General features: G+C 65.9%; 18 protein-coding genes, 1 tRNA gene and 1 pseudogene. 10 read left to right on the top strand and 10 right to left on the bottom strand.

The window, feature by feature from the left end:
• Window positions 1-9 precede the first annotated feature (9 nt).
• The 3 genes from PARHAE_RS04140 (at window position 10) to PARHAE_RS04130 (ending at window position 4,448) form a co-directional block, all read left to right on the top strand.
• Window positions 10-1,017: an ABC transporter permease gene (locus PARHAE_RS04140; protein ID WP_126153339.1), complete on the top strand. Its 1,008-nt coding sequence runs from the start codon at window positions 10-12 to the stop codon at window positions 1,015-1,017.
• Complete coding sequence (locus PARHAE_RS04135; RefSeq protein ID WP_126153338.1) at window positions 1,010-2,002, top strand: ABC transporter permease; 993 nt, start codon at window positions 1,010-1,012, stop codon at window positions 2,000-2,002. Before PARHAE_RS04140 ends, PARHAE_RS04135 begins: the two co-directional genes overlap by 8 nt.
• Window positions 2,003-2,072: 70 nt before the next feature.
• Complete coding sequence (locus PARHAE_RS04130; RefSeq protein WP_126153411.1) at window positions 2,073-4,448, top strand: ATP-dependent helicase; 2,376 nt, start codon at window positions 2,073-2,075, stop codon at window positions 4,446-4,448.
• A 3-nt stretch (window positions 4,449-4,451) separates the two neighbouring features.
• Here the strand turns inward: PARHAE_RS04130 and PARHAE_RS04125 are convergent, their stop codons facing one another.
• Window positions 4,452-5,375 (bottom strand): cation diffusion facilitator family transporter, encoded by a 924-nt coding sequence (locus tag PARHAE_RS04125; RefSeq protein WP_126153337.1) that lies wholly within the window; start codon window positions 5,373-5,375, stop codon window positions 4,452-4,454.
• A 73-nt stretch (window positions 5,376-5,448) separates the two neighbouring features.
• On the opposite strand from PARHAE_RS04125, the gene PARHAE_RS04120 reads away from it, so the two are divergent.
• Genes PARHAE_RS04120 through PARHAE_RS04105 form a run of 4 tightly spaced genes read left to right on the top strand, consistent with a single transcriptional unit; the run spans window position 5,449 to window position 9,583 of the window.
• A complete protein-coding gene (locus PARHAE_RS04120) occupies window positions 5,449-5,730 on the top strand; it encodes a hypothetical protein (RefSeq protein ID WP_126153336.1) in 282 nt (93 codons plus the stop codon).
• A 13-nt stretch (window positions 5,731-5,743) separates the two neighbouring features.
• On the top strand, window positions 5,744-6,310 hold the full coding sequence (locus PARHAE_RS04115; protein WP_126153335.1) for a DUF1523 family protein: 567 nt from the start codon (window positions 5,744-5,746) through the stop codon (window positions 6,308-6,310).
• Complete coding sequence (gene deoC, locus PARHAE_RS04110; RefSeq protein ID WP_126153334.1) at window positions 6,307-7,248, top strand: deoxyribose-phosphate aldolase; 942 nt, start codon at window positions 6,307-6,309, stop codon at window positions 7,246-7,248. The genes PARHAE_RS04115 and deoC overlap by 4 nt, the downstream gene beginning before the upstream one ends.
• Window positions 7,249-7,255: 7 nt before the next feature.
• Window positions 7,256-9,583 (top strand): aldehyde dehydrogenase family protein, encoded by a 2,328-nt coding sequence (locus tag PARHAE_RS04105; RefSeq protein WP_126153333.1) that lies wholly within the window; start codon window positions 7,256-7,258, stop codon window positions 9,581-9,583.
• A gap of 129 nt (window positions 9,584-9,712) precedes the next feature.
• On the opposite strand, the pseudogene folE2 reads toward PARHAE_RS04105, so the two are convergent.
• From folE2 to PARHAE_RS04075, 6 genes and pseudogenes are all read right to left on the bottom strand, one after another.
• Window positions 9,713-10,681, bottom strand: a pseudogene (gene folE2 / locus PARHAE_RS04100) (GTP cyclohydrolase FolE2); the annotation flags it as partial.
• 95 nt (window positions 10,682-10,776) lie between these two features.
• Window positions 10,777-11,964, bottom strand: coding sequence for an O-succinylhomoserine sulfhydrylase (gene metZ, locus PARHAE_RS04095; RefSeq protein ID WP_126153331.1), 1,188 nt, complete (start codon window positions 11,962-11,964; stop codon window positions 10,777-10,779).
• Between the two features lie 618 nt (window positions 11,965-12,582).
• Window positions 12,583-13,908 carry a sigma-54-dependent transcriptional regulator gene (locus PARHAE_RS04090; protein ID WP_126153330.1) on the bottom strand — a complete coding sequence of 442 codons (1,326 nt, stop codon included), beginning with the start codon at window positions 13,906-13,908 and terminating at the stop codon, window positions 12,583-12,585.
• A gap of 22 nt (window positions 13,909-13,930) precedes the next feature.
• On the bottom strand, window positions 13,931-15,709 hold the full coding sequence (locus tag PARHAE_RS04085; protein WP_206436865.1) for a sensor histidine kinase: 1,779 nt from the start codon (window positions 15,707-15,709) through the stop codon (window positions 13,931-13,933).
• Window positions 15,710-15,772: 63 nt separating this feature from the next.
• Window positions 15,773-16,441: a phosphoribosylformylglycinamidine synthase subunit PurQ gene (purQ, locus tag PARHAE_RS04080; protein WP_126153329.1), complete on the bottom strand. Its 669-nt coding sequence runs from the start codon at window positions 16,439-16,441 to the stop codon at window positions 15,773-15,775.
• 191 nt (window positions 16,442-16,632) lie between these two features.
• Entirely contained in the window at window positions 16,633-17,844 is a 1,212-nt protein-coding gene (locus PARHAE_RS04075) for an NADP-dependent isocitrate dehydrogenase (RefSeq protein ID WP_126153328.1), read from the bottom strand.
• A gap of 234 nt (window positions 17,845-18,078) precedes the next feature.
• Between PARHAE_RS04075 and PARHAE_RS04070 the strand changes: the two genes are divergently transcribed.
• A complete protein-coding gene (locus PARHAE_RS04070) occupies window positions 18,079-19,227 on the top strand; it encodes a Hint domain-containing protein (protein ID WP_241232661.1) in 1,149 nt (382 codons plus the stop codon).
• A gap of 3 nt (window positions 19,228-19,230) precedes the next feature.
• On the opposite strand, the gene PARHAE_RS04065 is transcribed toward PARHAE_RS04070, so the two are convergent.
• Window positions 19,231-20,358, bottom strand: a complete 1,128-nt coding sequence (locus tag PARHAE_RS04065; RefSeq protein ID WP_126153327.1) for an HD domain-containing protein — start codon at window positions 20,356-20,358, stop codon at window positions 19,231-19,233.
• 6 nt (window positions 20,359-20,364) lie between these two features.
• Window positions 20,365-21,027 (bottom strand): alpha/beta hydrolase, encoded by a 663-nt coding sequence (locus PARHAE_RS04060; RefSeq protein ID WP_126153326.1) that lies wholly within the window; start codon window positions 21,025-21,027, stop codon window positions 20,365-20,367.
• Between the two features lie 165 nt (window positions 21,028-21,192).
• On the opposite strand from PARHAE_RS04060, the gene iscR reads away from it, so the two are divergent.
• Complete coding sequence (iscR, locus tag PARHAE_RS04055) at window positions 21,193-21,651, top strand: Fe-S cluster assembly transcriptional regulator IscR (RefSeq protein ID WP_126153325.1); 459 nt, start codon at window positions 21,193-21,195, stop codon at window positions 21,649-21,651.
• An 86-nt stretch (window positions 21,652-21,737) separates the two neighbouring features.
• Complete coding sequence (locus tag PARHAE_RS04050; RefSeq protein ID WP_126153324.1) at window positions 21,738-21,980, top strand: hypothetical protein; 243 nt, start codon at window positions 21,738-21,740, stop codon at window positions 21,978-21,980.
• A 41-nt stretch (window positions 21,981-22,021) separates the two neighbouring features.
• Here the strand turns inward: PARHAE_RS04050 and PARHAE_RS04045 are convergent.
• A tRNA-Met gene (locus PARHAE_RS04045) sits at window positions 22,022-22,098 on the bottom strand.
• Between the last annotated feature and the right edge of the window lie 27 nt (window positions 22,099-22,125).

Here is a 22,125-nt window from a genome sequence, read left to right as displayed (position 1 = left end):
AGGCAACCGATGCTGACATTCACCATCCGCCGCCTGCTGCTGGCCATCCCGACGCTGCTGTTCATCTCGCTGGTGATCTTCCTGCTGCTGGAAGCGTCCCCCGGCGATCCCCTGGGCGACGTGCCCCTGACCGTCCCGCCCGAGGTCAAGGAACGGATGCGCGAGGCGCTTGGCCTGGGCCAGGCCTGGTATATCCGCTATGTCCTGTGGCTGAAGCAGTTCTTCTGGGTCGAGCCGCTGCATTGGTTCGACAGCGTCTTCGGCACGCAGTTCAGCGCCGGGATGCAGCGGATCATCAGCTTCCAGTCGCGCAGCCCGGTCTTCGACATCATCGCGCAGCGCGTGCCGCAGACGCTGACGGTGGTGGGGTTCAGCTATCTGGTGGGCATCCTGATCGCTCTGCCGATCGGCATCCTGTCGGCCTACAAGCAGTATTCCTGGTTCGACCAGCTGGGCACCTTCGTGTCGATGATCGGCTTTTCCATGCCCACCTTCTTCACCGGCGTGGTGCTGATCATCATCTTCGGGGTGAAGCTGCAATGGTTCCCCTCGGTCTATGACACGACCTTGCAGGTCCGCGACTGGGACAGCTTCTGGGCGCAGGTCCGGCAGATGGCGATGCCGGTGACGGTGCTGGCGCTGTATAACGCCGCGCAGATCAGCCGCTTCATGCGCGCCTCCATGCTGGACAACCTGGGCCAGGATTACGTCCGCACGGCCCGCGCCAAGGGCCTGTCGGAAAGGACCGTGGTGCTGAAGCATGTGCTGCGCAACAGCCTGATCCCGGTCATCACCGTGATCGCGCTTGGCCTGCCCGCCGTCTTCGGCGGCGCCATCATCACCGAACAGGTGTTCAAGGTGAACGGGTTGGGCCAGTTGCTGATCACCGCGATCCACGGCAACGACATTCCCATGGTGCTGACGCTGACCTTCATCTTCGCGATCCTGATCGTGCTGTTCACCCTGATTGCCGACATCCTCTACGGCGTCCTGGACCCGAGGATCCGCTATGACTGACCCCGACCGCCAGCACGCCCTTGATACCGCCGAGACGGTGGACGCCACGGCGGCCCAGGCCGGGGCGGTTCCAGGGCTGCCCCCGGACGAGCCCCACCACGCAGGCGAAACGCGCAGCCAGTGGCGCGACATCTGGCGGCAGTTCCGCAGTCATCGCGGCGCTATGGTGGCCCTGGTGCTGTTCGTGGCGACGATCCTGTTCGTGGTCGTCGGACCCTATCTCTGGACCATCGACCCGACCTATGTGGACATCCGCGCCCGCAATTCGGGCTTTTCCGCCGCGCATCCCCTGGGCACCGACCAGTTGGGCCGCGACATGCTGGCCCGGCTGATGGCGGGGGGGCGCGTGTCCATCGCCGTGGGCCTGACCGCGATGATCATCGCCATCACGCTGGGCAGCCTGATCGGCGTCGTCTCTGGCTATTTCCGGCGGCTGGACGCGCCCTTGATGCGGCTGACAGAGCTGTTCCTGGCCCTGCCGCTGCTGCCGCTGCTGCTGTTGATGGTGACGCTGTTCCGCGAACCGCTGTCGCAGAACTTCGGTCCCGCCATGGGCACCTTCATCCTGATCGTGTCCGCCATCGGCGCGACAAGCTGGATGCAGGCCGCGCGGATCGTGCGCGGCGACGTGCTGGGCCTGAAGGAACGCGAGTTCATCCTGGCCGCCCGGTCCATCGGCACGCCCGCACATCGGATGATCCTGCGCCATGTCCTGCCGAACGTGCTGTCCCCGATCATGGTGGCGGCCACCCTGGGCATCGCGACGGCGATCATCACCGAAAGCGCCCTGTCCTTCCTGGGCCTGGGCTTCCCGCCGGATTTCCCGACCTGGGGGCGGCTGCTCTATGACGCGGTGGATCAGATGGTGATGTATCCATGGCGGGTGATCCTGCCGGGGCTGTTCATCTCTCTGACGGTGCTGTGCGTGAACTATATCGGCGACGGGTTGCGCGACGCGATGGATCCGCGCATCCGGGGACGGTAATTCACCACAATCGCGAACAAAGGCGGAACATGGACTTTCCATGATCCGCCGTTGCGCCTATGTTGACGGGATGGAGCTTCTGGACGATTCCGACGACATGGGCGGCGTGCCGCTGTCGCAGCGCGCGATGGCCGCGCGGCCCCTGCCCTATCTGGAGGGGCTGAACCCCGCGCAGCGCGCGGCGGTCGAGGCATTGGAGGGGCCGGTCCTGCTGCTGGCGGGCGCGGGCACCGGCAAGACGCGGGCGCTGACCACGCGGATCGCGCATCTGCTGATGCAGGGCAAGGCCCGGCCCGGACAGATCCTGGCCGTGACCTTCACCAACAAGGCCGCGCGCGAAATGAAGGACCGCATCGCCCGCCTGCTGGGCGAAACGGTCGAGGGGATGCCCTGGCTGGGCACCTTCCATTCGATCAGCGTCAAGATCCTGCGCCGCCATGCCGAACTGATCGGCAATGGCGACCTGCACCTGAAACCCAGCTTCACGATCCTGGACACCGACGATCAGATCCGGCTGATGAAGCAGCTGATCCAGGCCGAGAACCTGGACGAGAAACGCTGGCCAGCCCGGCAGTTGGCGGGCCTGATCGACGGCTGGAAGAACCGCTGCCTGACGCCCGCCAATCTGCCGCGCGGCGAGAGTGCGGCCTTCGACGGCTGGGGCGGCAAGCTGTATGCCGCCTATCAGGACCGGCTGCTGACGCTGAACGCGGTCGATTTCGGCGACCTGCTGATGCATTGCGTGACCCTGTTCCAGGCCCACCCGGACGTGTTGCGCGGCTGGCAGGACCGCTTCCGCTATATCCTGGTGGACGAATACCAGGATACCAACGTGGCCCAGTACATGTGGCTGCGGCTGCTGGCGCAGGGGCATCGCAACATCTGCTGCGTGGGCGACGACGACCAGTCGATCTATGGCTGGCGCGGCGCCGAGGTCGGGAACATCCTGCGCTTCGAAAAGGACTTTCCCGGCGCGCAGGTGATCCGGCTGGAACAGAACTATCGTTCCACCCCGCAGATCCTTGCGGCTGCGTCGGGGCTGATCGCGACGAACCAGGGCCGTCTGGGCAAGACGCTGTGGACCGATGCGGAACCGGGCGAACCCGTCCGCCTGATCGGCCATTGGGACAGCGAGGCCGAGGCCCGCTGGATCGGCGAGGAGATCGAGGCCTTCCATGGCGGCCACCGCGCCAGCGTCGGCCGCACCAGCCTGAACGACATCGCCATCCTTGTTCGCGCCTCGCACCAGATGCGCGCCTTCGAGGATCGCTTCATGTCGATCGGCCTGCCCTATCGCGTGATCGGCGGGCCGCGCTTCTATGAACGCGCGGAAATCCGCGACGCCATGGCCTATTTCCGGCTGGCGGTCAGCCCGGCCGACGACTTGGCTTTCGAACGCATCGCCAATACGCCGAAGCGCGGCCTGGGCGAGAAGGGCTTGCAGGCGATCCAGGCGATGGCGCGGGCGCGCGGGCTGTCGCTGCTGGAAGGGACGGTCGCGGCACTGACGGCGGGCGATCTGTCCGGCAAGGCCGCCGCCAACATGCGCCAGTTCACCGAAAGCATGGGCCGCTGGCACGCCGACGCCCTGGACGACCGCGTCAACCACGTCGAACTGGCCGAACGGATCCTGGACGAATCCGGCTATACCGCGATGTGGCAGAACGACAAGTCGCCCGACGCGCCGGGGCGGCTGGACAACCTCAAGGAACTGGTCAAAGCGCTTGAGGAATTCGAGAACCTGCAAGGCTTCCTTGAACATGTCGCTCTGGTCATGGACCGGGATGAGGGCGAGGCGGCCGAGCAGGTCAGCATCATGACGCTGCATGCCGCCAAGGGGCTGGAATTCCCCATCGTCTTCCTGCCGGGATGGGAGGACGGGCTGTTCCCCAGCCAGCGGGCCATGGACGAAAACGGGACCAAGGGGTTGGAGGAGGAACGCCGCCTGGCCTATGTCGGCATCACGCGGGCCGAACGGCTGGCGACGATCAGCTTCGCGGGCAACCGGCGGCTTTACGGGCAATGGCAATCGTCGCTGCCGTCGCGCTTCGTGGACGAATTGCCGCCCGAGCATGTCGAGGTTCTGACCCCGCCCGGCCTTTACGGCGGCGGCTATGGCGCGGCGATGGCTTTCGCCGGGGGCGGGCCGGTCAACGCGCTGCACGAACGCGCGGCCAAGGCGGATGTCTACAACTCGCCCGGCTGGAAGCGGATGCAGCAGCGGGCCAGCGAACGCAAGGCGCCGGTCCACCGCACCCCGGTCGTGATCGACGCGGAACCTGCGGCGCGCTTCGCCGTGGGCGACCGGGTCAGCCATGCCAAGTTCGGCGAAGGCACGATCATGGGCATTGCCGAGGATACGCTGACCGTGCAGTTCGCGGCGGGCTTCAAGAACATCAAGGCGGCCTATGTCCAGCCCGTAGGTGCGGACGACGTGCCCTTCTGACGCCTATTCGGCCCAGCCGAGGTCGGTGGTGAAGGCGATCGTCAGCCAGCGGTCGGGACTTTCGCCGCCGATCTCCTCTCCGATCCGGTCGCGGATCGCATCCCACTGCTCCAGCCGGCGCGGCGGCTCTCCCGGGGGTACGATGAAGAACAGTTCGATCTGCCGGCCCCGCCCGACCCGCGCGACATAGGCGCGATAGTCCAGGAAGCCGTGCCGGTCGACGGCCTGCCGGGCGACCGCATCGACATGCTGCTTCAGGTCGGCGGGCGTCACCAGCAGGATATCGGCCAGCGCCCGGCGGATCGTCGGGATCGGCAAGGGGATCACCACCAGACAGACCAGGGCCAGCGCCGCCGGATCGACATAGGGCGACATCCAGTCCCATCGCGTTCCCTGGATCAGCCAGCCGAAGACGAAAGCCGCCAGCAGAGCCCCGGTCAGCGCCGCCGACATGGCCCAACCCCTGGCGTCCAGTTCGACGAAGCCCGAACGGATGCGCCGGTTGGCCCGGTGGTTGCGCAGCGCCATGCCCGCCGCCACCACGACCACCAGCACGGCATAGACGATGGCCTGACCGAATTGCAGCTCTCGGCCGCCCGACAGCAGGCTTTGCACCGCGTTGAACAGCGCATAGACCGCCGCCCCGGTCAGCATCACCCCGCTGAGGCCCAGCACCATCGGTTCCAGATGCCAGAAGCCCATGGTGAAGTGCTGGACCAGCCGCGCCTGGCGGCGTTCCGACATCTGCTGCGTGATCAGCCGCGAAACCAGCAGCGCCAGCAGCGTCATGCTGGCATCTGTCAGCGAATAGATCCCGTCGAAGATGATCGAGGACGACCCGGTCAGCACACCGAAGCCCACGCCGATCGCCGCCACGGCGAAGGTCGCGGCGATGGATTGCCGCAGGATGTCCTGTTCGGTGCTCATGGTCTGTCCTTGCGCTGGTGGGCCACGGCCCAGGGTGCTAGCGTCGGGCAGAAACCTCAACCCGGACCTGCCCTTGGCCGCCTTCTTCCGCCTGATCCTGTTCCTGCTGATCGCCGAGACGGTGTTCTATCTGCTGCTGCGGGTCTATCTCCGCTCGCTGCGCCGCGAAAGGCTGGAACAGATCTGGGACGAACGCCACCCCGCCATGGCGGGGAACGGCGCAGCCCGGCGCGCGTTCGTCCGCAGGTCCATGACCCATTTCGACAAGACGCTGAAATCGCGGCTGTTGCTTCTGGTCTTCGTTCTGCCCAATCTGGCGGTCATGGGCATCATCTACTGGGTCAACTGGCAATAAGGACCGCTTTTCCATGCACTATTTCAAGGTCGCGGTCGGCGTGCTGTTCGGCATCGCGGTGTTCCTGTTCCTGGACTATGCGCTGCCGTCCAAGAACACGGTGCGCATCACCAACACCTATAACCGCCTGACTTCGGTGACAGCCTCGAACGCGATCTTCTATGCGTCCGACAATACCGGCACGGTGGAAAACGCCGCCGGACAGCGCGACGTGCGCTTCATCGAGACGGTGCGCCCGAACGGAAAGGTCTTCGTCTATCGCAACGAGGATACCGGCTGGATCTGGCCGCCCTATTTCAAATACGACAGCGCCAACCTCCAGGCCGAGGCGACCAACCTGCAATCGGGCCGCGACAATCCGCAATGGGTCAGCGTCACCGCCTATGGCTGGCGGATGGCCTGGCTGTCCACCTATCCCAACGCGGTCAGCATCGACACTCTGGCCGGACCCGACGAACGCCCGCGCAACTGGGCGGCCTCGATCATCTGCGTGGTGCTGCTGATGCTGCTGGCGCTGATCTGGCGGATGTGGGCGCAGTTCCAGGAACGCGGGCTGTCGGGGTGGAGAAGACGGCCATGACCCGCAATCCGGGCACCGACCTGCGGGTTGACGGTTTTGCGGGGATCCGCATCAACGCCCCCGCCGTCGAACGCCGCGCCGCGTCCCTGCCGGCGCGGCGCAGCCTGAAGAAGGACCATCAGGCCGCCTGGCTTCTGAACGCGGTGCGCTGCATCGACCTGACCACCCTTGCGGGCGACGACACGCCCGACCGCGTGGCGCGGCTTTGCGCCAAGGCGATGCAGCCGGTGGCGCCCGATCTGCTGGACGCGATGGGGGTATCCCACCTGACCACCGGCGCGGTCTGCGTCTATCCCACCATGGTCGCGCCCGCGAAACGCGCGCTTGGCAATTCCGGTATCCCCGTCGCCAGCGTCGCGACCGGCTTTCCGGCCGGGCTGATGCCCCTGAACCTGCGGCTGGCCGAGATTCTCTATGCCGTCGATCAGGGCGCGGACGAGATCGACATCGTCATCACCCGCGCCCATGTCCTGCGCGGCGACTGGGCGGCGCTGTATGACGAAATCCGGGCCATGCGCGAAGCCTGCGGCGATGCCAGGATGAAGGCGATCCTGGCGACGGGCGATTTGAAATCGCTGGAAAACGTCGCCCGTGCCAGCCATGTGGCGATGCAGGCCGGGGCTGACTGGATCAAGACCTCGACCGGGAAGGAAGGGGTGAACGCCACCCTGCCGGTCAGCCTGGTGATGTGCCGGGCGATCCGTGACTATCGTGACCAGACCGGCCATGTCGTGGGCTTCAAGCCCGCCGGGGGCCTGCGCACGGCGAAGGACGCGCTGAACTGGCAGGTGCTGATGGCCGAGGAACTGGGCCGCGACTGGCTGCGCCCCGATCTGTTCCGCATCGGCGCCAGCAGCCTGCTGGGCGATATAGAACGGCAGATCAGCCACCATGTGACGGGCCGCTATGCCGCCGCCCATCGTCAAGCCATTGCCTGAGGGACGCATGACCAGCGTGAGCGACTTGATGGAAACACTGGAATACGGCCCCTCGGTCGAGGACAGCGCGGCAGTGCGCGACTGGCTGGCGCGGCAGGGGGCCTTCGGGCATTTCATCGGCGGGGCCTTCACCGAACCCGGCGCGCTGTTCGACACGCGCGATCCCGCGACGGGTCAGGTTCTGGCGCGGGTGACGCAGGGCACGGGCGACGACGTGGCGGCGGCGGTCGCGGCGGCGCGGGACGCGCAGCCAGGATGGGCGGCGCTGACCGGGACCGGGCGGGCGCGGTATCTCTATGCCCTGGCCCGGCATGTGCAGAAACGCGAACGCTTCCTGTCGGTGCTTGAGACACTGGACAACGGCAAGCCGATCCGGGAATCGCGCGACATCGACGTGCCGCTGGTGGCGCGGCATTTCTATCACCATGCAGGTTGGGCGGAACTGCGCGACGCAGCTTTTCCAGGCCACGCGCCGCTGGGCGTCTGCGGCCAGATCATCCCCTGGAACTTTCCGCTGCTGATGCTGGCCTGGAAGATCGCCCCCGCGCTTGCGGCGGGCAACACGGTCGTCCTGAAACCCGCCGAATATACTCCCCTGACAGCCTTGGCCTTTGCCAAAATCTGCCAGGAGATCGGCCTGCCCGCAGGCGTCGTGAACATCGTCACCGGCGACGGAGAGACCGGCGCGGCCCTTGCGGCCGCCCAGGTGGACAAGATCGCCTTAACCGGCTCGACCGAGGTCGGGCGCGCCATTGCGGGGCAATTGGCCGGCACGGGCAAGCGGTTGACCCTGGAACTGGGCGGCAAGTCGCCCTTCGTGGTCATGCCCGACGCCGATCTGGACGCGGCGGTCGAGGGCGTGGTGGATTCGATCTGGTTCAACCAGGGTCAGGTCTGCTGCGCCGGGTCGCGCATCCTGGTGGCCGAGGCGGTGGCGGACCGCTTTGAAACCCTCCTGTCCGCCCGCATGGCGCGGCTGCGCGTCGGCCCGCCCCTGGACAAGTCCACCGATGTGGGGGCCATCGTCGATCCCATCCAGAAAGACCGGATCCTGTCGATCTGCCGGGCTTCGGTCGCAGCGGGGGCGGAACTGGTCGGGGGCGCGGCGCAGGACGGCTGCTTCGTCGCGCCGGGCTATCTGCGCAACATCGCCCCCGCCAATCCGGGTTTCGACCAGGAAATCTTCGGGCCGATCGCCACGCTGTCCACCTTCCGCACGGCGGACGAGGCGGCGGAACTGGCGAACAACACGCGCTATGGGCTTGCCGCCTCGGTCTGGTCGGAAAGCGCGGCGGTGGCGACCGATCTGGCCGCCCGGATCAAGGCGGGTGTCGTCTGGATCAACTGCGCCAACCTGTTCGACGCCACCGCCCCCTTCGGCGGCTATCGCGAAAGCGGCTTCGGCCGCGAAGGCGGGCGCGCGGGGATGCTGGACTATCTGGCCGAACCGCAGGTCGATGCCGCGCCGGAACCCGCCCCAACCGCGCCAGTCGCCGCGACAACGGGTCGGCCGGGGCCGAAGGGCCTGGACCGCACGGCCAAGCTGTATATCGGCGGCGCACAGAAGCGGCCGGATGGCGGGGCGATGTATGCGGTGCCGGGCGGGCTGGCGCCGCTGGGCAGCCGCAAGGACATCCGCAACGCGGTCGAGGCGGCAGCCAAGGCCGGAAAATGGACCGCGATGGGCGGCCATGCCCGCGCGCAAGTGTTGTATTACATCGCGGAAAATCTTTCCGCCCGTGCCGAGGAATTCGCCCGCCGCACCAGCCGGGCCGAGGTCGATGCGGCCATCGCCCGCGCCTTCCACTATGCCGCCTGGGCCGACAAGTTCGACGGCGCCAATGTCCAGGCTAAGCCCGGCCATCTTCTGAACGTGGTCAACGAAGCCTTCGGCGTGTTGGGCATCGCCTGCCCGAATGCCCAGCCCTTGGCCGCGTTCATGTCGCTGGTCATGCCTGCCATCGCCATGGGCAACCGCGTGGTCGCGATTGCCGCGCAGGACGATCCGTTGCCGGTGCTGGATCTGTATCAGATCTTCGACACTTCGGACCTGCCGGGCGGCGTGGTCAATATCGTGACCGGCCCGCGGGACGACCTGGCGAAAACCCTGGCCGCGCATGACGAGGTCGCGGCGATGTGGATGGTCGGGGGCGATCTGGCGGCGGTGGAAAAGGCGGCAGGCGGCAACCTGAAACCCGTCTGGTCGCCCGCCCACCGCGACTGGTGCGACCCGCATGCGCAGGGCGAAATCTTCCTGCGCCACGCCACCCAGACCAAGACGATCTGGCTGCCCTATGGCGCCCTGCCCGAAGGCACGGGGTCCGCAGCCTACTGAGCCGAAACGGCATCCTCAGCCCAAAGGGCGTCAAATGGGTATATGAGCAAAGAAGAACTCTGCCGCTTCTTCTTTGTCCCAATACCCTCGGGGGGTCCGGGGGGCGAAGCGCCCCCGGCTTGCGGCCTGTCAGGCCCGCAACCCCGCAAAAGTCATCGGATCCAGCGAGGACTGGGCAAAGGTTGGCCCGCTGACCATCAGGCTGACCGCGTCATGCGAATGCAACGATTCCTGATGGCTGGCGACCACGCGGAAATCGCCGAAGCGTGGATCGGCCAGCAACTGCTGGGCAAAGGCGCGGACCGCATCCTCGACGAAGATCGGATTCGCGGCGTTGAGTTCGGCGAAGGCCTGCTCGTCTTCCCGCTTGACCATCACCTGCGTCTCGGTCGGCACGGCGCGGCGGCACAGATCCACCACATCCTCGAACCAGATCTTTTCGGCACCAAGCATGACCACAGAAATCCGGGCGATGGACCGCTGCGAATGGGGCGTCGCCAGCCGCGACCGGGTCTCGCGCGCATGTTCGGACAGTTCCAGCGAACAGGGGCAGGTCGAGGAATAGACGTAATCGAAATGCATGATCCGCAGCCGCTGGCCGTGGAAATCCAGAACCTCCATCGCGATGTCGTAATACTGCCAGCCGGACAGGCCCGAGCGCAGCGAATCGACCCGGATCGGATAGGAAAACCGCATCTGAATGCGCGCGTCATAGGCGTCGAGGTCGGCCTGGTAATCGTCCAGCGCGGCCTCCAGCACCTTGAGGCTGAAGGCATGTTCTGAATGGGCATAGAAGGACCGCATGATCCGGGACATGTTGATTCCCTTGCGGTCGGCCTCCAGGCTGACGGTGCCGGTCACGCTGGTTTCCAAGGTCAGTTCGCCGCCATCGCGGGTCTGATAGCGGATCGGCAGGCGGAAATTGGAAATGCCGACATGCTGGATCGGCGCGCGGGCGCCCACGATCAGGCTGGCGGGGCCGTTTTGCAGATCGGGCAGCCCGGCCTTGTAGGCGTCATCGACCCGAAAATCCGCGTCATAGCTGCGCGCCAGGGCCGGATAGGCGGGGATCAGGGGGCGGGCATCAGACATGCGGGTATCCTCGCGGCACGGTCGCCGACAATATGGGCGCGCGGGTCGGAAATCCAAAGGGTGAATCCGGCAGAACGGGCCGCGTTCGCGACCCGTTCCCGTCACCCTTCCAGGGCGTGGCGCAGATCGGCGATCAGATCGTCGGCATGTTCCAGCCCCACCGACAGGCGCAGCAGGCCGGGCGTGATGCCCAGATGGGCGCGGTCCTCGTCCGACAGGCGCTGATGGGTGGTCGTCGCGGGATGGGTGACAATGGACTTGGCGTCGCCCAGGTTGTTGGAGATGCTGACGATTCCCAGCCGGTTCAGCGCGGCGAAGGCGGCTTCCTTACCACCCGCCACCTCGATGGCGATCATGGTGCCGCCCGCGCCCATCTGGCGCATCGCCAGGTCGTGCTGGGGATGGTCGGCCAGGCCGGGATAAATGACCCGCGACAGGGCGGGATGGCCTTGCAGCGCCTGAGCCACCTTCTGCGCGCTGTCGGCCTGGGCGCGCACGCGCAGATCCATGGTGGTCAGGCCGTTCAGCATGATCCAGCTGTGAAACGGGCTGATCGCGCCGCCGGTATGCTTCAGATACGGTTCGGCGACTTCGCGCACGAACTGACGGGTGCCGCAGATCACGCCCGCAAGCGCCCGCCCGCCGCCGTCGATATGCTTGGTCGCGGAATAGACGACCACATCCGCCCCCAACTCGACCGCGCGGGAAAAGACCGGCGTCGCGAACACATTGTCCGCCACGACCAGGGCGCCGGCCGCATGGGCAAGGTCGGCGACACCTTGGATATCGATCACTTCCAGCGTCGGGTTCGACATGGTTTCGAAGAACGCCGCGCGGGTGCCGGGGCGCAGCGCCGCCTTCCACTGATCCAGATCGGTGCCGTCGACATAGCTGACCTCGACCCCGAATTTCTTCAGCAGGTCCAGCACATACAGGCAGGATCCGAACAAAGCGCGGGACGCCACGACATGATCGCCGGGCTTGCACATCGAAAACAGCGCGCCGTTCACGGCGGCCATGCCGCTGGCGGTGGCAAAGGCGTCCTCGGTCCCTTCCAGGGCGGCGATGCGATCCTCGAACATGCGGCTGGTGGGGTTGCCATAGCGGGCATAGATGAACTCGTCCGGGCCGGTGCTCTTGAAGCGCGCCTCGGCCTGTTCGGCGCTGTCATAGACGAAGCCCTGGGTCAGAAAGATCGCCTCGGCCATCTCTCCGTACTGGCTGCGGCGGATGCCGTGATGAACCGCCTGCGTGCGCGGATGAGGTGCCTTGGCGAAACTGTCGTCCATGAGATGCCCCTGTGCTGTCGCCAGCGGGTTAGCGCCCCGGCCCCTGCGGCGCAAGGGCCCAGCCCGAAAGGATCGGACCGCCCACCCGCCACAGATGCGCAGGCGCAATTGTCCTTTTGGTCAGACATATTTTCGCTATCTAAAATTTTCCAATTAAAACAGAAATTTATGATTATTCTCATACCAATTGACCAAATGGATAGGTTGAGCAGCGGGTGACGCGCAAGTAAGTTGATCGGGCAGTCAACGATTGGACTGCCAGGGAATGGATGGCCCCCGGCCAAGGATGAAGCGATCATGACGTTGGAATATGCGAACGAATATCCCGACATCCTGTCGCGTCCGACCGGCGGGCTTGTCCCTTCCGATCGCCCCCTTGTCCGGGGGGCGGCATTGACAGAGCGGGACGGCAAGCCAGATTTTGTGTGTGGCGGGGCCTTCCTCCAGGATCCGGCGACGGTATCCCTGGACGATTGCGAGCGCGTGTAGTGTAGGACGCTTGCTGTCCCGACCGGTCATCGTCTGATCGGTCTGAATTGGGCTGAGTATTCGGTTTTTGTTTTTGTGACAGCCCGGCACGATACAGTGGGGGCGGAGAAATCCGCCCCCCTGTCGCTTTTACAGATAATCGCCGCGTTGCAGGCCGTATTTCGCCATTTTTTCGTTCAGCGTCCGGCGCGGCAGGCACAATTCGTCCATCACCCCGGCGATGCTGCCCTTGTGGCGGCGCATGGTGTTGTCGATCAGCATCTTTTCGAAGCTTTCGACATATTCCTTCAGCGGCTTGCCCTCGGTCGTGGTGGCTTGCTGGTTGTCCTCGCCGTCGGCCATCAGCAGCGACGCGATCGACCCAGACCCGCGCCGGTTCTGCAAGACCGCGCGTTCGGCCACATTGATCAGCTGGCGGATGTTGCCGGGCCAGGGGGCCTGCAACAGCTGGGCGGCCTCCTGCGCACTGACCTGCGGGGGTTCGCAGCCGTATTCCTCGGAAAACTGCTCGGTCATGCGGGTGAACAGCGACAGGATGTCCTCGCCCCGCGCGCGCAGCGGCGGCAGGGTGATCTTGAGCGCGGAGAGGCGATAGAACAGGTCGGGGCGCAGCGAATCCTCGGCCTTGCGGCCCTCGCCGCGGGCGTTGGAAATGGCGATGATCCGGGTTTCCGCAGGAGTGCCGCCGTCGCTGATGAAGGCCAGAAGGCGGGCCTGCAACGGTTCGGACAGCGCCTCGATGTCTTCCAGGCACAGGGTGCCGCCGCGCGCCTCCTCGACCGCCGGGATGCCGTCCTCCAGCGGGCCGAACAGGCGGGCCGACAGCGCCTCGTCGTTATAGGCGGCGCAGGACACGGGCACGAATTTCTTGGACGCGCGCGGTCCCACGGCGTGCAGCGCATGGGCCACCAGGGTCTTGCCGGTCCCCGTCTCGCCGTCGATCAGCACATGGCCGTCGGCCTGGCCCAGATCCAGGATATCCTCGCGCAGGCGTTCCATCACCGGGCTGGCGCCGATCAGCTTGGACATGACCTGCTGGCCTTCGGACAGGTCGCGGCGCAGGGCGCGGTTGTCCAGCGTCATGCGGCGCATCTGCGTGGCCTTCTTGGCAAGCGCCGTCATCTTGTCGGGATTGAAGGGCTTTTCCATGAAGTCCATGGCGCCCAGGCGCATCGCCTCGACCGCCATGGGCACGTCGCCATGGCCGGTGATCAGAATCACCGGCAAGCCCGAATCCAGCCCCATCAGGCGTTTCAGGAAGGCGATGCCGTCCATGCCGGGCATTCGGATGTCGCTGACGACGATGCCCGGCCAGTCGGGACCGATGGTCTTCAGCGCATCCTCGGCACTGGGATAGGTTTCGGTTTCGAACCCGGACAGGACCAGCCACTGGCTGATGGATTCCCGCATGTCTGGTTCGTCATCGACAATCGCAATCTTCAATTTGCGGGACATTGGGTCTTCCTCTCTCGAACATTCATTCGGCGGCCAGGGGTTGCGCGTCCTGCCCTGGCTTCAACAGCGGCAGTTCGACGGCGAACACGGCGCCTTCGTCTTCGTTATGGGCGGTCAGGCGGCCGCCGAAATCGGCCATGATGCTGGACGATATGGCAAGGCCCAGCCCCGTCCCCTCGCCCGGCTTCTTGGTGGTCCAGAACGGCTCGAACAGCTTTTCCAGGTCGGAAATGCCCGGTCCGTTGTCGCGCACCAGCACATAGGCATGAGCGCCGGTTTCCACGGTGATCTCGATCCGCGCGTCGCGACGCTCGCGCACCGCATCGACGGCGTTGCGCAGCAGGTTGATGATGACCTGCTCCAGCCGGATGCGGTCGGCCATCACCATCACGGGGCGGCGCGGCAGGTTGCGGATCACCCGGATCGTGCGACCGCGCAGCTGCGGCTCCATCATGGTCAGGGCGCTGCTGACGGCGGCGCGCAGATCCACCGGCTCCACCGCCTCGCCGCCCTTGCGGGCATAGGATTTCAGCTGCCGGGTGATCGCGCCCATGCGTTCGATCAGGTCGTCGATCCGCTGGAAGCTGGACAGCGCCTCCTCGGCCCGGCCGCGCTGCAACAACAGCCGCGCGCCCGCCAGATAGGTCTTCATCGCGGCCAGAGGCTGGTTCAACTCGTGGCTGACGCCCGCCGACATTTCCCCCAACGCCGCCAGTTTGGAGCTTTGCTGGACGGTCTGTTCGGCGACGCGCAGTTCCTTCTGCATCCGCTCGCGCTCCGCGATCTCTCGGGTCAGGCGCATGTTCAGCGCCCGCAGGTCGGCCGATTCGCGCATATAGGCGACCGACTGGCTGCGCGCCCGGCGCGAAAGGGCATAGAACGTCCCGGCCAGCAGGATCGCGAAGCCCATGATTTCCAGCGCCAGAACCGCGTTCACCTGCTCGCGCACCGACGCATAGGTGGTAAAGCTGATCATCCGCCAGCCGCGGAACGGGATCCGCGTTTCGGCCCGCATGACGGCGCGGCCCTGGACATAGGCGTCGATGGGGGTCGAGGTCCAGTCGGCCGTCACCTGGAAGGCCCGCTGGATGGCCGAAGGGGCGTCGCGCACCGCAAGCGCCTCGGGCATGGTCAGGCCGCGCCAGCGGGGCTCGGTCGCCAGGATGATGTTGCCTTCGCTGTCAGTGACGGCCACCGCGTCGGAAATTCCCGCCCAGGACCGTTCCAGCCGCGACAGATCGGCGCCGACGACGATCACCCCCAGGGTCTTGCCGTCGGCCACCACCGCGCGGGAATAGGTGAATTCATAGGCGCCGCTGCCCTGGTTGGCGACGGTGAACACCGTGTCACGCGACCGCAGCGCCTCGACATAGAAAGGCGACAACACGTTGTTGGTGCCAAGCTGATATCGGTCGGTCGCCCCCACCGTGCGCCCCGACGCATCCAGGAGCCGGATCGACGCCGCGCCGATTTCCTTTTGCGCCGCCATCAGCCGGGCCGAGGTGGACGAGAAATCGTTGCTGTTCAGAGACCCGATCAAGGCGGGATCGCGGGCCAGCAGCAGCGGCACCACCGCCGTGCGCTGCAATTCCGACAGCAGGTTGCCGGTATACAGCGCCAGCCGCAATTCGGACCGGACGCGGGTGTTTTCCGAGAACCGCGCGGTCAGCCAGGCATTGGTGGTCCAGATCGAGGCGATCGCGACGACGAAGATCAGCGCGACGGCGATGCGCAGCCACCACGGATTGCCCGGTTGGGACAGCCGGGGGCGCAAACGCTCTGACTCGCTTTCCTCGATCACCGATGATGTCCGGCCATGTTGCACAACTGCCGCACTCTAGGCGCAGACGCACGAACGCTCAAGTCAGGCGTTGACAGCGCCGTTCACAAGCGAGCGGAACAGCGCCGCTCCATCGGTCCCGCCAAGCGCCGGATCGGCGGCCCGCTCGGGATGCGGCATCATCCCCAGCACGCGGCGGTTTTCCGACAGCACCCCGGCGATGTCGGCGACCGATCCGTTGATCGCCGGGCCATAGGTAAAGGCGATGCGGTCCCCGTCGCGCAGGGCTGCGAGACCTTCCGGCGTGACCTGATAGTTGCCGTCGTGATGAGCGACCGGGATGGCGATCCGCTGGCCCTTTTCGTATCCGGCGGTGAAGTCGCTGTCACTGGTCGCCACCTCCAGCATCGCCGTCCTGCACAGGAAGGTCAGCCCGGTATTGCGCATCAGCGCGCCCGGAAGCAGCCCCAGTTCGGTCAGCACCTGAAAGCCGTTGCAGATCCCCAGCACATAGCCTCCGCGTTCCGCATGACGCCGCAAGGCCCCCGCGATCGGCGACTGCGCGGCGATGGCCCCGCAACGCAGGTAATCGCCAAAGGAAAACCCGCCCGGCACGGCGACCAGATCGGTGCCCTGGGGCAGCGCGTCGTCCTTGTGCCAGACGCGCGCCACCTGCGCTCCCGCCTGTTCCAGGGCCACGGCCAGATCGCGGTCGCAGTTCGATCCGGGAAAGGTGATGACGGCGGCTTTCATGGGATTGCTCCTGCTGGGATCGCCTGCCACATAACGCAGCTCGGCCCCCGAAGAAAGGGGGCGTTGCCCCCGTCCCTGCGGGACTCCCCCAGGATATTTGGGCAAAGGTGAAACTGCCTTTCATCTTCGCCCAAATATCCCCGCCGGAGGCAAGAAAAGGGCCGGGCGAATGCCCGGCCCGCTTCCCTTGATCAGGCCAGCGCCCTGTTCAGGTATTCGTCGACCTTTTCCAGATAGCCCATCGTGGTCAGCCATTTCTGGTCCGGCCCGACCAGCAGCGCCAGATCCTTGGTCATGTGGCCGTCCTCGACTGCCTGCACGGTCACGCGCTCCAGCGTCTCGGCGAAGTTCAGCAGCTGCGCGTTGTCGTCCAGCTTCGCGCGGTGCTTCAGGCCGCCCGTCCAGGCGAAGATCGACGCGATCGAGTTGGTCGAGGTCTGGTTGCCCTTCTGATGTTCGCGGTAATGGCGCGTCACGGTGCCGTGCGCCGCCTCGGCCTCGACGGTCTTTCCATCGGGCGTCATCAGGACCGAGGTCATCAGCCCCAGCGAGCCGAAGCCTTGGGCCACGGTATCAGACTGCACGTCGCCGTCATAGTTCTTGCAGGCCCAGACATAGCCGCCCGACCATTTCAGGTTGGATGCCACCATGTCGTCGATCAGCCGGTGTTCATAGGTGATCCCGGCCTTCTTGAACTTGTCGGCGAATTCCTCGTCGAAGACCTGCTGGAACAGATCCTTGAAGCGGCCGTCATAGGCTTTCAGGATGGTGTTCTTGGTCGACAGATAGACCGGGAAGCCGCGTTGCAGGCCATAGTTCATGGACGCGCGGGCGAAGTCGCGGATCGAATCGTCCAGGTTGTACATGGCCATCGCCACGCCGGAGGACGGCGCCTGGAACACCTCGTGCTCGATGGTCTCGCCATCCTCGCCGACGAACTTGATGGTCAGCTTGCCCTTGCCGGGGAAGCGGAAATCGGTGGCCTTGTACTGGTCGCCGAAGGCGTGACGGCCGACGATCACCGGCTTGGTCCAGTGCGGCACCAGGCGCGGCACGTTCTGGCAGATGATCGGCTCGCGGAAGATCACGCCGCCCAGGATGTTGCGGATCGTGCCGTTGGGCGATTTCCACATCTTCTTGAGGCCGAATTCCTCGACCCGCTGTTCATCCGGGGTGATGGTCGCGCATTTGACGCCCACGCCGTATTGCTTGATGGCGTTGGCGGCGTCGATGGTGACCTGATCCTCGGTCCGGTCGCGTTCCTCGATGCCCAGGTCGTAGTATTTCAGATCCACGTCCAGATAGGGCAGGATCAGCTTCTGCTTGATGAAGTCCCAGATGATCCGGGTCATCTCGTCGCCGTCAAGCTCGACGACGGGGTTGGCTACCTTGATCTTCGACATGGGCATTCCCTTTGGCGTTGGATTCGGCTGCCGCTATAGCCGGGAAAGCGGGGAAAGGAAAGAATGTATGCAGCGGTATGCAATACTTCGCGCCCCCTTCCGGCCTTGCCGAAATCCGGGACGGCGGCTGTTTCGCGTCGCTTTTTACGAAAATCCGCCGCAGAGCGCGCGGGATTTTCGGACGGGCCGGTGCTATCCCTGTTCCAGGATTTTTCACGGTGATCGGGGTTCGCCATGGCGGTCGTCACATGGATGTGGATCGGCAACCAGGCGCAGGTGAACGCCACCGCAGGCACGCCCTCGACCGATTCCGAGGCGGATGGCATGGCCGGGTACGGCGCCGTCGGCACCGCCCAGATCAAGGCCATCTCGATCCAGGGCGACAGCCGCACGGTCACCGTCGACGGCCAGCAGGTCGAGGCTTTCGCGACCACCTATAACAGCGACGGCGGGGGCGGGGATGTCGCGGATTCCCGGATGATGTATGCCTCGCCCCAGACCGGGCAGACGGTCGACAGCACCATCACCGGCTTTCTGTCGGTCCGGTATCAGTTGACCTTCCCCGATGGCGGATCGACGATTCAGGACGGTGTGCTGATCCTGATGCGGAACGGCGACATGTTCTTCCGCCCGTCCAGGGATGCGCTGCCCGAATGGGACGGCATCGACGCCCTGCGCAGCGTCAGGATCCTGTCGGCCGATCCGTTCCCCTCGAATACCTATGTGGCGACCATTTCCTTCAGCCCGACGATCTTCGACCTGCCGATACCCTGCTTTGCCGCAGGAACCCTGATCCGCACCCCGGCCGGCGACCGCCTGGTCGAAGACATCCGCGCCGGAGACCTGGTGACGACCCGCGACAACGGCCCGCAACCCGTCCGCTGGGCAGGCGCCCGCGCCGTCACCGCCTTCGAAATCGCCGCCAACCCAGCCCTGGCCCCGGTACGCATCGCGGCGGGCGCCCTGGGTCCGAACCTGCCCGCGCAGGATCTGCTGGTATCGCAGCAGCATCGCATCTTGGTGCGCTCGGCCATCGCGGCGCGGATGTTCGGGGCGCGGGAACTGCTGGTCGCCGCCCGGCACCTGACCGAACTGGACGGGATCGACATCCTGACCGATGCGCCCGGCGTCACCTATGTCCACCTGATGCTTCAGGCGCACGAGATCCTGGTCTCGAACGGGACCGAAACCGAATCGCTTTATCCGGGGCCGCAGGCGCTGCTGGCGCTTGGCAAGGCCGCGAATGAAATTTTCACCCTGTTCCCGCGGCTTCGCGATGGCGCAGAGACTTTTCCCGGCGCGCGGCCCTTTGTCGCAGGCCGGAAGGCGAGGCACCTCGCCGCGCGCCACGCGGCCAACCGCACACCCCTGCTGGCGGGCTGAACGTCAGCCCAGGAAGTCCCGCACCCGCGGACGCAGCCAGTCCCACAAGGCGGGCGCGCCCAGGCTGATCCTGGCGCCGACGCGCGATTCGAGATCGGCGAAGGTGACGCCGTAATCCACCCAGCCGATGCCGCCCGATCCCAGGTTCTGGATCACCGGCTGGCAGCGGTCCAGGGCTTTGGCGAAAACCGCGTCCGGCGTGGCGGCGGCTTCGAATTCCCGCCACAGCGCCAGGAAATCCCCCGCCTGGCGGTCGGGCAGAAGCCCGAAGATGCGCAGGGCGGCCTCGGCCTCGGCGGCCTGGATGTCGGCCGAGCCATGCGCCAGCCCCCCGGCGGAATGCAGCGGCACGTCGCCCACGTCGATTTCCACCAGATCGTGGATCAGCAACATGCGGATCACCCGGCCGATATCGACACCCGGCCCCGCCAGATCGGCGAAAGCCAGCGCATAGAGCGCCAGGTGCCAACTGTGTTCGGCGCTGTTTTCCCGGCGCGAGGCGTCGATCAGCAGACTGGCGCGCAGGACGGATTTCAGCGCGTCGGCCTCGGCCAGGAAGCGCAGGCGGCGGTGCAGGTCGCTGTCGGGCGGCGTCGTCCCGGTCAGCACCGCATCGGCCCAGCCCATCGCCTCGGGCCATTCGCTCCGCAGCCGGGCGGCGCGCCCGCGCCCGATATTGTCGCGGACGACGGCCAGGTGATCGGCCAGCGGCTGCGGCGCCAGCAGCACCTGGAACAGCGGCTGGCTGTGATCCATGCGCTTGGCCATGACCGCATCCGGGGACGCGGCGGACTCGAAATCCAGCCACAGATCCAGCAGCCGGTCGCGGTCGGGCGACAGGCCGAAGATGCGGTCCGCCGCCCGCGCCTCGGCAGTCGCCAGAAGGGCCGCGTCGTGATCCAGATGAATGGGCTGGTCGCCGGTGTCGATCTCGACCAGGTCATGGACCAGCAGCATCTGGATCGCGCGATCCGAGGCGCCGAACACCATCGCCTGCAAGGCGACGTGCCAACTGTGTTCGGCGCTGTTTTCCGGGCGCGACAGATCCAGCAGCACATTCGCCCGGTCGACCGTCTTCAGGCGGTCGGCCTCGGCCAGGAAGGCGAACTGGCGGGCGATGCGACCGGACATTCCGCCTCAGCGGCTGGTTTCGGTCAGCCGGCGGCGGACATAGGACTGCACCAGATCGATCATCGGCTTCATATGCGCCTCGTCGTCGCGGAAGAAGTGATCGGCCCCCTCGATTTCCTCATGGGTGATGGTGATGCCCTTCTGTTCGCGCAGCTTGCTGACCAGGCTATGGGTGTCCTTGGGCGGCGCCACCCGGTCGGCGGTGCCGTTCACGATCAGCCCGGACGACGGGCAGGGCGCCAGGAAGCTGAAATCGTACATGTTGGCGGGCGGGGCCACGCTGATGAAGCCGGTGATTTCCGGCCGCCGCATCAGCAGCTGCATCCCGATCCAGGCGCCGAAGGAAAAGCCCGCGACCCAGCAATGCTTGCTGTTGGGGTTCATCGCCTGAAGGTAATCCAGCGCCGAGGCGGCATCCGACAATTCGCCGATGCCCTGGTCGAATTCGCCCTGGCTGCGCCCCACGCCGCGGAAATTGAACCGCATCACGGTGAAGCCCAGCTTGTGGAACGCATAATGCAGGTTATAGACGACGCGGTTGTTCATCGTTCCGCCATATTGCGGGTGCGGATGCAGGACGATGGCAAGGGGGGCGTCGGGTTTGCCGGGCTGGGGGTGGTAGCGGCCTTCGAGCCGGCCTTCGGGACCGGGAAAAATCAACTCTGGCATCGTCTTCCTTCGACATGACGGTGGTTTCTTGACGCATCTGCCTGGCGCTCTTAGACCGCTATCTGGGATGCCGGTCGGGATTGCGCAAGAAACGCGCCCCGGCGGCATAGCGCGGCAGTGCGCGCGTCGTCAATCCGACCCGGCCGCAACAGGGGGAGCCAGCCGATGAAACTGTCCACAAAGGGTCGCTATGCGATCATCGCGCTTGTCGATCTGGCGACGGCACGGGGCGACGACCTGACCTCGCTGGCCGAGATTTCGGGCCGCCAGGACATCTCGCTGCCGTATCTGGAACAATTGTTCGTGCGCCTGCGCCGGGCGGGCCTGGTCGCTTCGGTGCGCGGCCCCGGAGGCGGCTACCGGCTGGCCCGCGCGCCCGAGACGATCCGCATCTCGGAAATCCTGGAGGCCGTGGACGAGACCGTCAGCGCCATGCATATCGGCGCGGGCGCATCGGGGGGCGTGTCGGGATCGCGCGCGCAGACCCTGTCGAACCGGCTGTGGGAAAGCCTGTCGGCGCATGTCTATGTGTTCCTGCACAACCATTCGCTGGCCGATGTCGCCAGGAACCAGCTGCTGCCCTGCCCCGCGCTACCGCAGATCCTCAGCGTCGTGGACGACTGAAGACACCGCCGGTCCCGCAGGTCCGATTGGTCCCTTTTGCGCCGTTCGGCCGTTGTGCCTGGATGGCTTGAATGGAGGACAAGCAGATGACCGACGCCACCCTGACCTTGGACGGCCTGGAACAGATCACCGGCACCGTCGAAACCGGCGGCGACTATGCGCGTCTCAGGGCGGACACGACCCTGGACGAAAGCGGAATCGCCGGATCGCCTGAAGGCCGGCTGACGATCGACGGCAGGTCCGAACGCGTGATCCTGGAAAACTATCGCGCCCTTGAGGGTTCGGGCTGCGAGATCACCCTTCGCCGGATCCAGCCGGAACCCCGGTGACAGGCGCCCTGGCGGCGGGAAGGTCGTCTTGTGGAAAACCGTGGTAGCGGAGGAGGGATTTGAACCCCCGACACAAGGATTATGATTCCTCTGCTCTAACCAGCTGAGCTACTCCGCCACGGGTGGGGGCGATGTAAGGGGTGGC

It is taken from the genome of Paracoccus haematequi, assembly GCF_900631945.1.
Lineage (GTDB): Bacteria > Pseudomonadota > Alphaproteobacteria > Rhodobacterales > Rhodobacteraceae > Paracoccus > Paracoccus haematequi_A.
Note: the sequence above shows the minus strand (reverse complement) of the source record. Positions and strands in the feature narration are given on the sequence as shown.

Coding starts and splice junctions, on each gene's coding strand:
- PARHAE_RS04140 (WP_126153339.1), top strand. CDS start 10: ATGCTGACATTCACCATCCGCCGCCTGCTGCTGGCCATCCCGACGCTG.
- PARHAE_RS04135 (WP_126153338.1), top strand. CDS start 1,010: ATGACTGACCCCGACCGCCAGCACGCCCTTGATACCGCCGAGACGGTG.
- PARHAE_RS04130 (WP_126153411.1), top strand. CDS start 2,073: ATGGAGCTTCTGGACGATTCCGACGACATGGGCGGCGTGCCGCTGTCG.
- PARHAE_RS04125 (WP_126153337.1), bottom strand. CDS start 5,375: ATGAGCACCGAACAGGACATCCTGCGGCAATCCATCGCCGCGACCTTC.
- PARHAE_RS04115 (WP_126153335.1), top strand. CDS start 5,744: ATGCACTATTTCAAGGTCGCGGTCGGCGTGCTGTTCGGCATCGCGGTG.
- deoC (WP_126153334.1), top strand. CDS start 6,307: ATGACCCGCAATCCGGGCACCGACCTGCGGGTTGACGGTTTTGCGGGG.
- PARHAE_RS04105 (WP_126153333.1), top strand. CDS start 7,256: ATGACCAGCGTGAGCGACTTGATGGAAACACTGGAATACGGCCCCTCG.
- metZ (WP_126153331.1), bottom strand. CDS start 11,964: ATGGACGACAGTTTCGCCAAGGCACCTCATCCGCGCACGCAGGCGGTT.
- PARHAE_RS04090 (WP_126153330.1), bottom strand. CDS start 13,908: ATGTCCCGCAAATTGAAGATTGCGATTGTCGATGACGAACCAGACATG.
- purQ (WP_126153329.1), bottom strand. CDS start 16,441: ATGAAAGCCGCCGTCATCACCTTTCCCGGATCGAACTGCGACCGCGAT.
- PARHAE_RS04075 (WP_126153328.1), bottom strand. CDS start 17,844: ATGTCGAAGATCAAGGTAGCCAACCCCGTCGTCGAGCTTGACGGCGAC.
- PARHAE_RS04070 (WP_241232661.1), top strand. CDS start 18,079: ATGGCGGTCGTCACATGGATGTGGATCGGCAACCAGGCGCAGGTGAAC.
- PARHAE_RS04065 (WP_126153327.1), bottom strand. CDS start 20,358: ATGTCCGGTCGCATCGCCCGCCAGTTCGCCTTCCTGGCCGAGGCCGAC.
- PARHAE_RS04060 (WP_126153326.1), bottom strand. CDS start 21,027: ATGCCAGAGTTGATTTTTCCCGGTCCCGAAGGCCGGCTCGAAGGCCGC.
- iscR (WP_126153325.1), top strand. CDS start 21,193: ATGAAACTGTCCACAAAGGGTCGCTATGCGATCATCGCGCTTGTCGAT.
- PARHAE_RS04050 (WP_126153324.1), top strand. CDS start 21,738: ATGACCGACGCCACCCTGACCTTGGACGGCCTGGAACAGATCACCGGC.